At 63.6% G+C, this 15,060-nt stretch carries 11 protein-coding genes and 1 rRNA gene; 4 read left to right on the top strand and 8 right to left on the bottom strand.

The features are described from left to right. The 4 genes from IT430_04555 to pilM form a co-directional block, all read right to left on the bottom strand. Positions 1-2,627: ribosomal RNA gene (locus IT430_04555) — 23S ribosomal RNA — on the bottom strand; the annotation flags it as partial. Positions 2,628-3,122: 495 nt separating this feature from the next. Then, entirely contained in the window at positions 3,123-5,153 is a 2,031-nt protein-coding gene (locus IT430_04560) for a hypothetical protein (GenBank protein ID MCC6907192.1), read from the bottom strand. Positions 5,154-5,195: 42 nt separating this feature from the next. Next, on the bottom strand, positions 5,196-6,641 hold the full coding sequence (locus IT430_04565; GenBank protein ID MCC6907193.1) for a hypothetical protein: 1,446 nt from the start codon (positions 6,639-6,641) through the stop codon (positions 5,196-5,198). A 3-nt stretch (positions 6,642-6,644) separates the two neighbouring features. Beyond that, on the bottom strand, positions 6,645-8,642 hold the full coding sequence (gene pilM, locus IT430_04570; protein ID MCC6907194.1) for a type IV pilus assembly protein PilM: 1,998 nt from the start codon (positions 8,640-8,642) through the stop codon (positions 6,645-6,647). 751 nt (positions 8,643-9,393) lie between these two features. On the opposite strand from pilM, the gene IT430_04575 reads away from it, so the two are divergent. Continuing rightward, positions 9,394-10,227 (top strand): sulfite exporter TauE/SafE family protein, encoded by an 834-nt coding sequence (locus IT430_04575; GenBank protein ID MCC6907195.1) that lies wholly within the window; start codon positions 9,394-9,396, stop codon positions 10,225-10,227. Further along, positions 10,224-10,640: a DUF1634 domain-containing protein gene (locus tag IT430_04580; GenBank protein ID MCC6907196.1), complete on the top strand. Its 417-nt coding sequence runs from the start codon at positions 10,224-10,226 to the stop codon at positions 10,638-10,640. The genes IT430_04575 and IT430_04580 overlap by 4 nt, the downstream gene beginning before the upstream one ends. A gap of 18 nt (positions 10,641-10,658) precedes the next feature. Here IT430_04580 and IT430_04585 read toward each other — a convergent pair whose 3' ends face one another. Together IT430_04585 and IT430_04590 are read right to left on the bottom strand one after the other, a co-directional pair. Beyond that, positions 10,659-11,240, bottom strand: coding sequence for a hypothetical protein (locus IT430_04585; GenBank protein MCC6907197.1), 582 nt, complete (start codon positions 11,238-11,240; stop codon positions 10,659-10,661). 157 nt (positions 11,241-11,397) lie between these two features. Next, entirely contained in the window at positions 11,398-12,153 is a 756-nt protein-coding gene (locus IT430_04590) for a hemolysin III family protein (GenBank protein ID MCC6907198.1), read from the bottom strand. A 212-nt stretch (positions 12,154-12,365) separates the two neighbouring features. On the opposite strand from IT430_04590, the gene IT430_04595 reads away from it, so the two are divergent. Then, complete coding sequence (locus IT430_04595; protein ID MCC6907199.1) at positions 12,366-13,742, top strand: DEAD/DEAH box helicase; 1,377 nt, start codon at positions 12,366-12,368, stop codon at positions 13,740-13,742. A 54-nt stretch (positions 13,743-13,796) separates the two neighbouring features. Here IT430_04595 and IT430_04600 read toward each other — a convergent pair whose 3' ends face one another. Continuing rightward, positions 13,797-14,228: a hypothetical protein gene (locus IT430_04600; GenBank protein ID MCC6907200.1), complete on the bottom strand. Its 432-nt coding sequence runs from the start codon at positions 14,226-14,228 to the stop codon at positions 13,797-13,799. A gap of 21 nt (positions 14,229-14,249) precedes the next feature. Then, positions 14,250-14,705 (bottom strand): hypothetical protein, encoded by a 456-nt coding sequence (locus IT430_04605; protein ID MCC6907201.1) that lies wholly within the window; start codon positions 14,703-14,705, stop codon positions 14,250-14,252. A gap of 141 nt (positions 14,706-14,846) precedes the next feature. On the opposite strand from IT430_04605, the gene IT430_04610 reads away from it, so the two are divergent. Continuing rightward, positions 14,847-15,035, top strand: a complete 189-nt coding sequence (locus IT430_04610) for a PLDc N-terminal domain-containing protein (GenBank protein MCC6907202.1) — start codon at positions 14,847-14,849, stop codon at positions 15,033-15,035. The last annotated feature ends 25 nt before the right edge of the window (positions 15,036-15,060 follow it).

Here is a 15,060-nt window from a genome sequence, read left to right on the forward strand (position 1 = left end):
CCAACTGGCGCACCAGGGGTATGTCCTTCCTAATCCTCTCGTACTAGGGAAGAATCCTCTCAAGCTTGCTACGCCCACGGCAGATAGGGACCGACCTGGCTCACGCCGGTCTGAACCCAGCTCGCGTACCACTTTAATGGGCGAACAGCCCAACCCTTGGGACCGCCTTCAGCCCCAGGATGTGATGAGCCGACATCGAGGTGCCAAACCGCTCCGCCGCTGTGGACGCTCGGGAGCGATCAGCCTGTTATCCCCGGGGTACCTTTTGTCCGTTGAGCAACGACCCTTCCACTCGGGATCGCTGGATCACTAGGACCTGCTTTCGCAACTGCTCGACGAGTATGTCTCGCAGTAAAGCTGGCTTATGCCCTTGCACTCGACGCACGGTTTCCAACCGTACTGAGCCAACCTTTGTGCTCCTCCGTTACAATTTGGGAGGAGACCGCCCCAGTCAAACTGCCCAGCAAACACTGTCCCTCGCCCGGCTTCACGGGAGTCGAGGTTAGGTCACAAACGAATTCAGGGTGGTATTTCAAGGGTGGCTCCATCCCGGCCAGAACCGGAACTTCAAAGCCTCCCACCTATCCTACGCAGAACAGGCTCGTGACCAATATTAGCCTACAGTAAAGGTCCACGGGGTCTTTCCGTCTTGCCGCGGGTAGGCGGCATCTTCACCGCCACTACTATTTCACCGAGTCGGTTGTGGAGACAGTGCTCCAATCGTTACGCTATTCATGCACGTCGGAACTTACCCGACAAGGAATTTCGCTACCTTAGGACCGTCATAGTTACGGCCGCCATTGACCGGTGCTTCAGTTGCAAGCTTCGCCTTGCGGCTAACCTACTTCTTTAACATTCCGGCATTGGGCAAGCGTCACACTGTATACGTCCTCTTGCGAGTTGGCACAGTGCTGTGTTTTTGATAAACAGTCGTCAGAGCCTTTTCTCTGCGCCCTCTCCTGGAACGGAGGAGGGCCCCCTTATCGCGAACTTACGGGGTCAATTTGCCTAGTTCCTTCACAACCGTTCTCTCGAGCCCCTGAGGTTATTCACCACGTCTACCTGTGTCAGTTTTAGTACGGAACCGGCGATTGTCCACGAACGGCTTTTCTTGGAACCTCCGCCCCCAGCGGGGCCCCGAAGGGCCCGGACATTTCTAACCGTCCTGCTGAGCTGAGAGATCCGTCGCGTCGCTTCAACCGCACGCCGGTGCGCAGGAATATTAACCTGCTGTCCATCGACTACGCCTTTCGGCCTCGCCTTAGGATCCGGCTGACCCTGGGCGGATTTACCTTCCCCAGGAAACCTTAGACTTTCGGGGAGCGGGATTTTCACCCGCTTTATCGTTACTCAAGCCGGCATATTCACTTCCTGACGCTCCACGAACCCTTCCGGGATCGCTTCAACGCTGACAGGAACGCTCTCCTACCACTCGCACAAGGCGAGTCCACGGCTTCGGTATCCGCCTTAATTCCCGATCATTATCGGCGCCGAATCCCTCGACCAGTGAGCTGTTACGCACTCTTTAAATGGTGGCTGCTTCTAAGCCAACATCCTGGCTGTCTGAGCGATTCGACTACCTTAATAACTTAGACGGATTCAGGGACCTTAGCCGGTGGTCTGGGTTGTTCCCCTTTTGACCACGGATATTATCACCCGCAGACTGACTCCCGCGACAGAGACCGATGGTATTCGGAGTTTGATTGGGACTGGTACTCTTGCGAGCCCAAGTCTCATTCAGTGCTCTACCCCCACCGGGTGTAACGCGAGGCTAGCCCAAAAACTATTTCGGAGAGAACGAGATATCTCCAGGTATGATTAGACTTTCACTCCTCCCCACAGCTCATCCCCCAGCTTTTCAACGCTGGTGAGTTCGGCCCTCCAGAAGGTCTTACCCTTCCTTCAGCCTGGCCATGGGTAGATCACCTGGTTTCGCGTTTATTCCCTGCGACTTCGCGCCCGTTTAAGACTCGCTTTCGCTGCGGCTCCGCCTCGGTGAGGCTTAGCCTTGCCACAAAGAATAACTCGCCGGCTCATTATGCAAAAGGCACGCCGTCACCCGTCTTTCGACAGGCTCCGACCGCTGTGTAAGCACATGGTTTCAGCTACTATTGCACTCCCCTCGTCGGGGTTGTTTTCACCATTCAGTCGCCTTACTGGTTCACTATCGGTCGTCAAGGAGTATTTAGCCTTACGGGGTGGGCCCCGCATGTTCATGCCGAGTTTCACGGGCTCGACATTACTCTTTGCACCCTCGCCGCTTCACCGCTGCTACAGGACTATCACCTTCTTTGGTCGCGCTTTCCAACGCGCTCGCAGCAGATCCACTTTGATTCCGGTGCCCCAGGCCGAAGCCTGGTTTGGGCTGGTCCGCGTTCGCTCGCCGCTACTGACGGAATCGCGTTTGCTTTCTTTTCCTCCGGCTACTGAGATGTTTCAGTTGGCCGGGTTTGCTTCATCAACCTATGCATTCAGTTGATGATGACCCTTACGGGCCGGGTTGCCCCATTCAGAAATCCCCGGATCGGTGCTTGTTTACCAGCTCCCCGGGGCTTATCGCAGGTTTCCACGTCTTTCATCGCCTCTTGACGCCAAGGCATTCACCATGTGCCCTTAGTGGCTTGGTCATGCCGACCTGAGCCCGTATCGATTCACACCGCTACGAACACAACTCGACATCTCCACGCGGAGGCTTTTGCGCACCTCCGCAGCTTCGAACCATCTTGCCGCCCGCCGCTCTCGCGACGGTCGCCGCCATGCCTCGAAGCCGCCCACCTGTCGTGCATTTGACAGGTCAACTCGAGATTTCTAACTCGATGATCTAAACCACGCCGCCCGGAAAAAGCGGCGTGATTCACGCGTTCTCGAACTCACTTGTCAAAGAGCGTCTGGCGAGCTGCACCGGATCATCCGGCCGCCTGCCAACAAAAACCGCCCCCTACAGGGGCAAGAGAGATAGTAGCTTTGAGCCGGGCAGCGTCAAGCCGCCGTGCTCGTCCAAACCACACATTTCTCACCCATCTTCTCAGCAACTACGCCGCTCGGGCGCCCCGGGTTCAAAACGAAAGCCGGAGGGCCCTTTGACCCTCCGGCAATACGGTAAGTCCCCGAGGCAGCCGGGTTTAGGCCCTGCCCGCCAGGGCCCGCAGGCGCTGACGCTCCGCCTCGATCCGCGGGTCGCTCGGGTCGATGACCTGGATCGAACCATCAGGCATCGCCACGAGGATCTGCACCCGCTGGTTCAGAGCCGAGCCGCCGTCCAGTTGCACAACGTCCAGCAGCGTGGCCCCGGTGAAGAAATCCACTTCCTGGGTTTCGCCGCCTGTCTCAGCAGGCGGAAAGGTCCGCTTCTCGCCGATCGGCTCGCCAGGCCGAACCGTCACGTTCATGACCCGGTGCTGACCTCTGGTGAAGGAGTACACCTCAAAGCTGGCGCTTCGATCGTCGACCGACTCGTTGTAGATGCCCGTCACTGCAAAGAACTGCCGCGGCGGATTCACGCGCACCGGCTCGGACCACTCCGTCCAAGGCGAGAGCACGCGAACGCTGCCCGCGAGGTTCTGCTGGGATTCCGCCAACCGCGACTCGCGGCCGAAGAACGGGTTGTACAACCCCACCGCCAGCCGATAGCGATACGTCGAACCCGGCTGGGCCGTGATGTCGTGCGACCAGACGCGGATGGACGGGTTCTCAAAGAGACTCTTGACTGCAGCGGTCTGGCCCATGCCCTTGGCCGTCGGCGGAGGAGCGTTGAACTTGCTGGCGCCGCCTCCTTCGAAGCCCGAGCCGCCGCCTTCAAAGCCCGTGCCGCCGCCTTCAAAGCCCGTGCCGCCAGCCTCGTCGGGCATGCCCTCAGGCGGCAGATACTCCTCCGAGCCTTTGGCTCCGCGGCCGGGCTGGGAGTAGTTGCGCCCGTCCTGCGGGGCGGTCGCATCCGGGAACTCAGCGTACTCGGGGTCGACCGCGAGCAGCGCTTTCTTGGCTTCGTCGTACGCGGCGCGGGCAGCGGCGATCCCCTCGTTGAGGCGGCGCTGGGTGCGTTCCTCGAGCGTTTCCTTGGGCCTGCCGGTGTCCTCAGACTGATCGGAGACGTCATTGCCGCCGCCTTCGAAACCGCCGGACTTGCCTCCCTTTCCGGTTCCACCGCCTCCGCTCTCGCCGCCACCAGTCGGCTGGGTCTTCTTCTTGGCCTGCTGTTCGAGGAAGCGGTCCAGAGCGCTCTGTGCCCGCCCGACCTCGCGCCAGGCCAGCTGCATGCGGCGCTCGGCGTCGATGACCTCGGGCGACTTGGGCGCCGCAGCCTTGACGATGTCGTACGACCACTCCGTGCCGTCCGCCAGGGTGAAGAAGCCGGGCTGATAGACGGCCGAGCCGTACGTCGCCACGTTGCGGAGGATCTCGTCCTTGTCGCGCGGCGCGGCCTTTTCAAGCCGGTCGCGTACGGAGAGTTGGCCCGGAATCGTGCTCACGCTTTCGGGGCTTGACCACGAGCCGTCGGGCAGCCTCTGCTGGCGCTCCACGACGACGTCAACGATGGCCATGTCCTGATCGACCCATTGGCTGGGAATCGGCTTGCGATTCTCGACCAGGCTCGACAGCGCGCTGCGCAGGGCTTTGCCGTCGAACTCGGCAGAGACGTGCACGGCGTGAATGTCGTACGGCGGCTCGCCTTCAAATCGCGACGCGAGTTCAGGCAGTTCGGTCACTTCTGCAGGGTCGATCGTGTAGTCGAGCGAAGTCACCTGGAGGTTCTTTGGTTGCGGCGCAGCGACCTCGGCGTACATCTCGGTCGCGGTGCTGGCGAAGCCTGCGTTTTCCGAGCCGATCTTGTACGTCACCGGCGCGACGAGCGCCACCGGCGGCGCCTCGGGCAGCGAGGGAGACTCGTGCTGCTGCTCGAGCCAGTCGGTCAACCGGCCGACGGACTCGACTTCAAGCGAAGTCGGGCTGTTGACCTTGGCATCCAACTGACGCGCCTTGTTCGCCAGAACCTCGTCCACTTCTGATGGCGCGAAGTTCTTTCCATCCAGGTTGACGGCGTTGGGTTCGGTGAGGAACGCCTTGGCGGCGAGGCCGAGCACAATGACGGCGGCCACGCCGATGACGATCTTCTCCACGTGCTGTTCAAAGAGGTTGATTCCCTTTGGTTTCATTTTGAATTCCTGCCTTTCGTGGCATGTTCAGGTCTGTCTCGATCAGCCTTCCGGCGCCGGCTCGACGATTCCGTAGAACGTGCGAACCGGGGGCGGCATGAGATCGACAGTCCAGTCCCTCAGCCAGAGCGTTTCGATTTCGAGTTCGACTTCGATGACCGGATCGGGGCCGTAGTAGAACCCCTGCGCCAGATCGCGGGTGACATCGAGCGGCGAGGTCTTGAAGCCCACCACACTCATGAAGTTGGTGCTGTGGAACGCCTTGAACACGTCCTGCAGCCGGCTGCTGTCCACGATGAGCGTGACGTTCACCGTGCGCTTGTCGTACAGGCCGGTCTTGGCGGGGCGGCCGCTGATCGACTTGGTGAAGTCGGGCGGGAAGGGCTGATTGGCGTCGGCATAGGAGCCGGGGTCCGCCGCGGGCGCGGCGCTCGAGGCCGCGCTGGGCGGCGCCGCTCCGTCACCGGCTTCGAAGCGGCCGAACTTGGAGATCATGGCTCCGCCTTCGGGCCCCATCGCAGTCCCTTCGGGTCCCATTCCCATGCCTTCCGGACCCATCCCCATCGGCTGGCCGGGGTCGGCTCCGCCGGGCCGGACGTTCCCTTCCGTGGCGCCGCTGAAGAGCGACTGAGGTTTGATGGTGACGATGCGCTTGATCACGCTCGAAGGCCGGCCGGCGATGGTCGTGGGCAGATCGTCTACACGATTGGCCTTGGCGACGGCCTGCATCAGGTCGAGATCGACCCAGTAGGTGTGCTGCCATTCGTACCAGCGGAACTTGTCCGGCGGGTTCTGGCTCTGCCAGGCCTCGAGATTGAAGACGGAGATGTCGGCGAAGACGGAATATTCCTGCGCCGCCTGCGCGTAGATGGCCAGCCGCCTGGCCGTCATGGCCTCGGTCAGCTTCTTCTGTTCAGAGTCGGAGAGCATCGTCTGCGAATCGACGTTGAACTGGCTGCGGCGGTAGTTGCGCTCGTACTCGACGAGTTGCTCCTGAACCGACTCCGGATCGGGCGGCATACCGGCGCCGACCTGACGGAGCAGTTCTTCATGCGCTCGCAAGAACGCACCGTGAATGCGGAACGGCAGCTCGTTGATCTCCGCGCGGGACGGCTCGGGCAGCAGGCCGGGTACGAGCTGCTGCTCCTTGCCCGCGCGGTTCACGGCGACGACCCACTGCTCGAGTTCGGTCGCGTCCTGCTTGATCTGCTCGCGCACGACGCGGTATTCCTCGAGCATCTTCTCGTTGACGGTCATGTTGTCCTCGATGGCCGGCGCACCGGGCACGAGAGGTTTGACCGTCACCGTCGTCGAAGACGCGTTTCGGATCTTTGTGTTCTGGGCGTTGACGCGGTCGGCAATCTGCTTGGCGATCTTGGCGTTCCAGGAACTGCTCGCGAAGATGACGACCGGCAGAACGATGACGCTGATCGCGCACATGATGACGATCAGCAGGTGAGCTTTGATCCAGTTAAGTACGGGTGTCATGACTTATTTGCCCTCCTGCCCGGTGGCGCCGTCGGTGGTCGCCGGGGCGTTGGGGTCGACCAGCTGGATGATCCAGGAGACTTCGACCTGGTAGTAATCGGTGTCGGGCGGCAGCGTCGCGGCCGGAGTCGGCAGCGGAGCGAGTGAATCGAGATTGAGCGACGAATTGCCCGCATAGCGGCCGCCGCCGGGTGTGACTCCGCCGGAGACGGCCATGCCCTCTTCTCCGCCGCGGCCCTTGGTGAATCCGACTTCGAAACCGCCCTCAGAGCCGCGACCGGGTCCGCGGCCGCCGGTGCTCTGCCCCGCAGTTCCTTCTGCCGGAGGCGTCTTCATCGCGTCGATGCGCACGGTCTTGGGCTGGTTTTCCGGCAGGTCGCGCAGGATGCGGTATGGCACGCCCGGGCGCTCGGCGTTCTTCCCCAGCCACTGAATGACGGACTTGTTCACGAGCGCAACGCTGTCCTTGTTCGAACTCTCGACGCGCATCCGCAGGCGCAGCTGTGGCATGGTCTGCTCGCCGCGCGGCGCCACAAAGGTGTAATCGAGCGACTTGAGTTCCAGCAGCCGCCGCTCAGCGGGCGGGATCGACGCGATCTCATCCGGATTGCCGCTGAGCAGTTCCGGCTGAGGCTTGGCCGATGCGAGCATGTTGGACACGTCGGCGAGGATGTTCGGCCACACGTCGCGGTTGTCGATCATGCCGCGAATGTTCACGGGCTTGCCGGTGATCTCTGTCTCCTGAGTAATCTTGTCAAAGTCGGTCTTGAGAGCCTGGGCCCGACTGACGATCGGCTCGATTTCGCCGCGGTAATCACTGGGCTGCGCGTTGTAGCGCTGGTCGATCATCGGGCGTGCAAACGCGATCATCGAGCCGAACACGACCAGGGCCGCGGCAGCGCCGAACCACTTGATCTTCTCGCTCCAGAGCCGGTCGCGCACCACGCTGACGGGGATAAGGTTGACGTCGATGGCGGCCATGCCGAGGCCCTGCAGGGCGAGGCCGTAGGCCGTGGCGGAGTTGAGAATGTGCTCGGCGAACACGGCGTTGCTGCCGCTGCTGAGCCGTTTGAACTCGTCGAGGCGAGAGATTTCCATCTGCACCTGCTGGCTGAGGAATTTGCGCAGCCCGGGCAGTTTAAACGTCGAGCCCACGCCGATGAGCCGGGTCAGGTTTGCATCGCGGTGGAGCGACTGGTAGTAGCCGATCGACCGCTGGACATCCTGGGCGAGGTCGCCGAAGACCGGGCGCATCGCCGAGAGAATCTGCCGGCGATACTTGCTCGTCTGGGCCTCCGACTTGAGCTTCTCCGCCTTGCTGTAAGTCAGTTTGAAGGAGTTGATGAGCGCATCGGTGAAGTTGTGCCCGCCGATGGGGAAGGTGCGGATCCAGGTGCGGCCGCCCTCGGCGATGATCAGGTCGGTGCTGGTCGTGCCGATGTCGAGGATGATCGTTCCCGGCGAGTCGGCTTCGATGTTCATGTCGTACTGCAGCGCGTTGTACGCGGCCACGGGCGAGATGTTGATGCCGTCGGGAACCAGCCCCAGTTCGTTATAGAGGTTCAGCCGCGCCTGCACGGCACCCTTGGTGATGGCGAAGATGCCGACTTCGACTTCCGGCGTCTCTTCGCTGGTGAAGGTCTCGTAGTCCCATTCGACTTCTTCGATCGGGAAGGGGATCTGCTGCACCGCCTCAAACTTGACGATGTCGGGCACCTTCTTAGGCTCGACGGGCGGCAGCTTGGCGAAACGGGCAAACGCGCCGTTGCCGGGCACGGAGACGAGAATCGGCCCCTGCCTCATGTCGGGCTGCTGGCTCATGAACTGCCCGATGGCGAGGCGAATCATCTCGTCGCCGTCCACGTCAGGCGTGGACAGCACTTTTTTGTGAGGCACGTATGCGAAATCTGCGAGACTCACGTCGTCGCCGTTGCGCTCCAGGCGCACGGCTTTCAGGGCATATGAGCCGATCTCAATGCCCCATGCACTCGAACTGGCCATAGCCAACTCCTTTGGAAACAGGTGCGTGTGAAGCGGGAACCTCGACCGCTGGGGTCGGATGGACCTGCTTCGCATGGCCGGCATGACCACGACGCGGGTTCAGTTGTCTGTGAAAAGTCACACCGTCTTTCAGCCTCTGCCAGAGGTCTGACATTCGTCATCGGGGTGGCTGGGCGTCGAAACGGATCAACCGGCTGCTGATCACCTGGGAACCGACGCTCGGTCGGCTGGCAGGGCTAAGGCAGGGGGCGGATCATTTGCTCGACGGGCAGCGTCCGAACGATTCCTGTCGGAGGTCTGGATGCCGGGAGGCCCGTACCGCGTGGGCAGGCCCGGACACAATCCGGGGGACCCACTTACCAGGATCGCCACGTGTGGCGATCGGTCGCACATCCTTTCTGGCCCGCACGGTGCGATTGATTGAATCGCCTCGGGCCGCTCGTCCGCCGACTGAGGTGCCCGCTACACACGGACAGGCCCGGCCGGCCACGAAACCCGCACGCGCCAGCGCCGAACGGCGCCAACACGATTGGGGGCTGTCTCCTACCTATTAGAACGGCCTCAACCACCGGTTGCAAGCGATTCGCCAACAAAAACTTCAAAATCGTGAATTCCGTCGCGATGGGATCCGTGCGGCGATCGATTTCGGTTCGCCATCGGCACGCCGCATGCCCCGGCGGGCGCTCGGCGCCGCACGCCCGCGCCGCAGCCGACTACACTGCACGGTCCCTGCCCCGGCTGCCACTCTTCGATGACTCTGCTTCTCTTCATCGCCATCTCGCTTCTGCTGTCCCTGTTTGCCGGCATGGCGGGCGCCATGCTCGGCCTGGGCGGCGGCGTCATCGTGGTGCCCGGCCTGACGCTGCTGCTGGGCATCGACATTCGCTACGCGATCGGCGCTTCCATCGTCGCCGTCATCGCCACCTCGAGCGGCGCCGGGGCGAGTTACGTGCGCCACCAGGTTTCCAACATCCGCGTGGGCATGCTCCTCGAACTTGCCACCGTTTCGGGCGCTCTCGCCGGCGCCTACGCCGCCGGGCAGGTCGGTGCCAAGTGGCTCCACCTCGTTTTCGGCGTGGTGCTGCTCGGAGCGGCGGTTGCGATGTGGAAGCGGCGCGAAGAGGCGCCGCAGGCGGCGAAGGCGGATGCGCTCGCCGACCGCCTGCGCCTGCACGGCTCGTACTTCGACCGCTCATTGAACGAGGTAGTTGAATACCGCGTGCGGCGCACTGCATTCGGGTTCGCACTGAGCGCGCTGGCGGGCGTGGTGAGCGGGCTGCTGGGCATCGGCGGCGGGGTACTCAAGGTACCAGCGATGAACATGGCCATGGGTCTGCCCATCAAGGTCGCCACTGCGACGAGCAATTTCATGATCGGCGTCACCGCCGCGGCCGGCGCCGGAGTCTACTTTGCGCGCGGCGACATCGATCCGTTCATCGCCGCGCCGGTTACCGTCGGAGTCCTCGCTGGCGCAATGATCGGCGCCCGCCTCATGCCGCACGTGCGCCGGCGCTATCTCAAGATCGCGTTCACGGTCGTGATGCTCCTCATCTCCATCGAGATGCTTCGAAAGGGCGTGCAGTGAGGCCTCCGGCTGAGAGCCCATCCAAACCAGACCGGCCGTCGCGCGTCGAGACGACCGTCGCCGCCTGGCTGCGCGTGGGCGTGATCGCGAGCGTGGGCATCATCCTCGCCGGCCTGATCGTGAGCCTTATGCGCAATCCCGAGTACCTCACGGACCCGGATGCGTACAGACAACTCACGTCGCCGGGCGCGGCATTTCCGCACACGGCCGAAGACCTGTTGGCCGAACTGATCGAGTTCCGCGGGCGCGCGCTGATCACGCTGGGCGTTCTGCTGCTGATCGCCACGCCGGTCGTTCGCGTCGGCCTCTCGCTGCGCGCCTATCTCCACGAGCGGGACTGGATCTACGCGATCATGACCGCGCTGGTCTTGGCGGCGCTGGCCATTTCATTCGCCGTCGGCGCGATTCCATGACGCTGGATCGGGCCGTGATCAGCCCGTGGGCAACTGGATCCCCTCGGGCCACAACCAGCCAAACGTCCCGGCGGTGAGCAGCGCGTAGATGAACCCATCGAACATGAACTTGGCCGAGATCGACCAGGGCTGTCCCTTCCAGATCGATTCGTGGAAGTAGCCCACGACGTAGCCGAGCACCGCGGCGGAGCCGGTAATGCGGAAGACGGTGAGGTAGTCAGCCGTGTGGCCAAGCGAATACCAGCCGGCGTAGGCCACGAGCACGCCCACGAGCAGGCAGTAGATGAACCACCAGATGAGGCTCTTGTTCATGTTCAGGCCGCCGGGCTGGAGCACGGTGAGCCAGCCGACCGGCCCGCGTTCGATTTTGGCCTTCATCTCCGGCGTGCACATCTCCTTCATCGAGCCCGCGCAGGGGAACATGTACATCCCCGGCGCCACGCCGCTGGCCCGAATGGAATTGAGCACCGCCTCTTCGCCCGCCATCTGCTTCACATCCGCCTTGTGGTACGGCAGGGCCATGTGAATGATCGAACTGGCGATGAAGACGAACACGGCAGAGAGCAGAATCGGAAGCCACAACTCAGTCAGGAACTCCATGAGCAGACTCCTTCGATCCACGAGGTTCCGCACCGGCTCCTGCCGCGCCACACACGCCCAGGCCGGTGCACTGCGACTCCCATCCGGGGCGCATTGTATGAACGCCCCGCCGGTGCAGGTGGGCAGGCGCTGGCGCGCTCGCATTCAGTAGGCTGTTTCAGCGTGCAGACATGGCCAGGGCGGGACCGCCGTCCGGCTCGCCGTCCCGGGCGCGGTCAGTCGATGGCTCCGGCGCGCCGCCGGCAAAGCTCGCTATGAACTGCCAGTGGAAGAGCGCGCCGGCGAGGACGGCGATGTGGAACACCTCGTGGCTCTCGATGACGCCGGGCACAAACGTGGGCCATTGCAGCAGTTCAGCCACGCCGCCCACGGTGTAGGCGATCGCGCCCCACATCAGGGGTCGGAGCATGGCCCAGCCGTACTGGCGGGCGATGAGCCAACCCGAGAGGGCGCCGAACCAGCCCATGAGCAGGTACAGCCCAGTGCCGAACCAGTCGGAGAATCCGCTGAAGAAAATGGCCTTGAAAGTGATGGCGACGATGGCCGCAGTCCAGATGAACGCCAGCGGCGCCCAGCGCCGCCAGCCGCGCAGCAGGATGATGTGCGTAGGGGTGAAGGTGCCGGCAATGAGCACGAAGATCGCGCAGTGGTCGAGCCGGGCCATGACCTCCCGAGCGGGGCCGCCTTCCGTCATCATGTGATACACGCCGCTCATAGCCATGAGCAGCATGGCGGAAAAGGCGTAGACGCCAAGGGAGATGAGCCGAGCCCGCTGGCCGCGGCCGCGCAGGATGAGCACGACGCCAAGGACGAAGAACAGAGCGGCGCCGAGCAGGTGGCTCATGGAGCTGAACGGTTCGTAGAAGCCGGGCAGTTGGAGGACCTGGGCGGCTGAGAGAAGTGCTCTGGTCATGAGGCAGAGGATAGAGCGCACGCGGCGGCGACGGCGGCAGGAATGTGGAACTCCGGGTGCCACTCCGCTATCCTTCTGTGTCTCCGTGGACGATAAGAGTCACTGGAAGACCGATGCCGGTGGCTTAGCGAGGATGCGGTCCGCGTCCGAAGACATTCCGGTTTCAAGGGCGCCGGAAGCCCGAACACTCCGGAATCAGAGAATCACTCTACATGAAGTTTGCAGCACTGGGGCTCGCTGAGCCCATCGTCCGCGCCGTCGCCGCCGAAGGCTACGCCGCGCCCACTCCCATCCAATCCCAAGCCATTCCCGACGTCATCGCCGGCCGCGACCTGCTCGGCTGCGCCCGCACTGGCACCGGCAAGACCGGCGCTTTTGCCATGCCGATTCTGCACCGGCTCGCGGCGGCGGAGCGATCCGGACAGCCCGAAGGCGGCCAGGGCCACGGTCATCGCCGGGGTCGTGACAGAAACCGCGGCCACGCGGACCGGGCGGTCCGCCTGCCGCGCGCCCTGATCCTGGCGCCGACGCGCGAACTCGCCTCGCAGATCGTCGAGAGCTTCCGCACCTACGGCCGCCATCTGCCGCTTCGCAGCGCTGCGATCTTCGGCGGCGTGAGCCAGCACGGCCAGGTCCGCGCCCTGCGGGGAGGCGTCGATGTCCTCACCGCCACCCCCGGCCGCCTGCTCGATCTCATTCAGCAGGGCCTGGTTGACCTCAGCCGAATCGAAATCTTCGTCCTCGACGAAGCCGACCGCATGCTCGACATGGGGTTCATCAACGACATCCGCAAGATCATCGAGCGCCTGCCGCGCGAGCGTCAGTCGCTGCTGTTCTCGGCGACGATGCCGGCCGAAATCCGCCGCCTCGCCGACACGATGCTCAACGAGCCGGTGTTCGTGCAGGTGGATCCCGCCGATTCGACTGCCGTCTCCATCTCGCAGTCCGTCTATCACGTCAGCCGCGCCAACAAGCCGGCGCTGCTCGAGCGACTGCTGCGAGGCGGCGGGATGGACCGCACGCTGGTGTTCACGCGCACCAAGCACGGGGCCGACAAGGTCGTCCGCCTGCTCGCGCGCGGCGGAATCAACGCCGCCGCCATCCACGGCAACAAGAGCCAGAACGCCCGTACGCACGCGCTCAACGGGTTCAAGAACGGCCGCTCGGCGGTGCTCGTGGCGACCGACATCGCCTCGCGCGGCATCGACGTCGATGAAATCACCCACGTCGTCAACTACGACCTGCCCAACCTTCCCGAGTCCTACGTGCACCGCATCGGACGCACCGCCCGCGCCGGCGCCTCTGGCACGGCCGTGTCGTTCTGCGACCAGGAGGAACTCGGCGATCTCAAGGCGATCGAGCGCCTCATCCGCCAGCAACTGGACGTCAGCGCCGACCACGCCGATCTGACGCAGGCGCCGCCGACTCATCAGCCGGCGGACTCTGAAGAGCGCCGCAGCAGCCAGTCGCAGCGCGGCAGGCGGTTCGGATCCAAGTCGGGGCCCGCGCAGCATGGAGGCGGGTCAAAGGCCGCCCGCTCGCGCGGCCCGCGCCGCCGGCGCACATCGCGCTCCGGCGCTTCGCGCTGATCGACAGCGCATCCTTTCAGCACCACGCGGCACGGGCTCGGGCTCGTGCCGCTTTCACTTTGACCCGGACCGCGGATCGTCCAGCCGCAGGGGCTCGCGGCCGCGCTTGCGGCGGAGCCAGTTGATCGGCCGGTGCACCCACCTCCGGCGAACCAACCACTTTTCAAACCGGTACTTGCCCGGCCCTTCGATGAGCAGCACGCCGAGAATCAACGTAAGCAACCCCTGCCCCGGCAGCGCCAGCATCGCCAGGCCCGCGATGACGAGCACCACGCCCAGTACGTTCTTGCCGATGCGCAGGGTCCAGCGCAGCGCCGGAGGCAGGTTCTGCCATCGGCCGGGCGGTCGCTTGCTGTGTGTGAAGTAATCCGCGGGAATGCGCACGGCGATGGCCGGCACCGCGACGAGACTACCCACAAAAACCACAAGCGAGGCAACTCCCAGAGCGATCAGCGGGCCGGGGTGGTCGTCGAACCAGTCAAACATGCCAGTGGAAGCCGTCGGCGGTCAGGGCGCGTGCTGGGCACCAATCTTTGTTCGGATGAAGCACGCGAGGCGCTGCGAATCGTCCGAGCCGATGCGGATGGTGCGGCCGTTGACGTCGAGCACCACGCATTCAGTGCCCCAGAGGTTATACGTCCAGCCGCGCCCGGGGACGTAGTGAATCCCCCATCCGTCAATGAACGAACTGCGCGCCGGCTCCGCCGACCGGATCGCTCCATACGCCACGCGCTTGCGCGCCAGAGGCAGCGGGCCGAAACGCACGAGCAGGCAAGCCCCTTCGTCCGTCACCGTCAGCGAGCCGAAGCACAGCGCCAGCGCAAGCATGACCGTGCCAAACAGCCCCGAGATCAAAGCAATCGCGGGGTCGCCCAGGCTGGCCAGCGCCATCGCGCAGCCCACCACGCCCAGGAGCGCGAGAATCCATGAAAGCGGCCCATGCTGTGTGTGCGCGTAATCCATGACCACTCAAAGCACCAGCGCTCCTCCCTATCTTATTGGGATGAAACGGCAAGGCGTTGCGCGGATTCTGCTCATGCTGGCGCCGGCGATGTCAGGATACCATCGGCCACCAGGTTCCATCACACTCAGAAAGGCTCCGCCATGGCCGTTCTCGCTCTCTCCTCGCAGGGCTACAGCATCATCGGGCTGATCATCCTCATCCTGGACATTTTCGCCATCGTCAGCGTCGTCACGAGCAGCGCTTCGATTGGAGTGAAGATCCTCTGGATCCTGCTCATCCTGCTGCTGCCGGTGATCGGCATGATCCTGTACTTCATCCTCGGCCGGTAGACAGCCCCGATCCGCGGATTCACTC

The organism is Phycisphaerales bacterium (genome assembly GCA_020852515.1).
GTDB lineage: Bacteria > Planctomycetota > Phycisphaerae > Phycisphaerales > UBA5793 > UBA5793.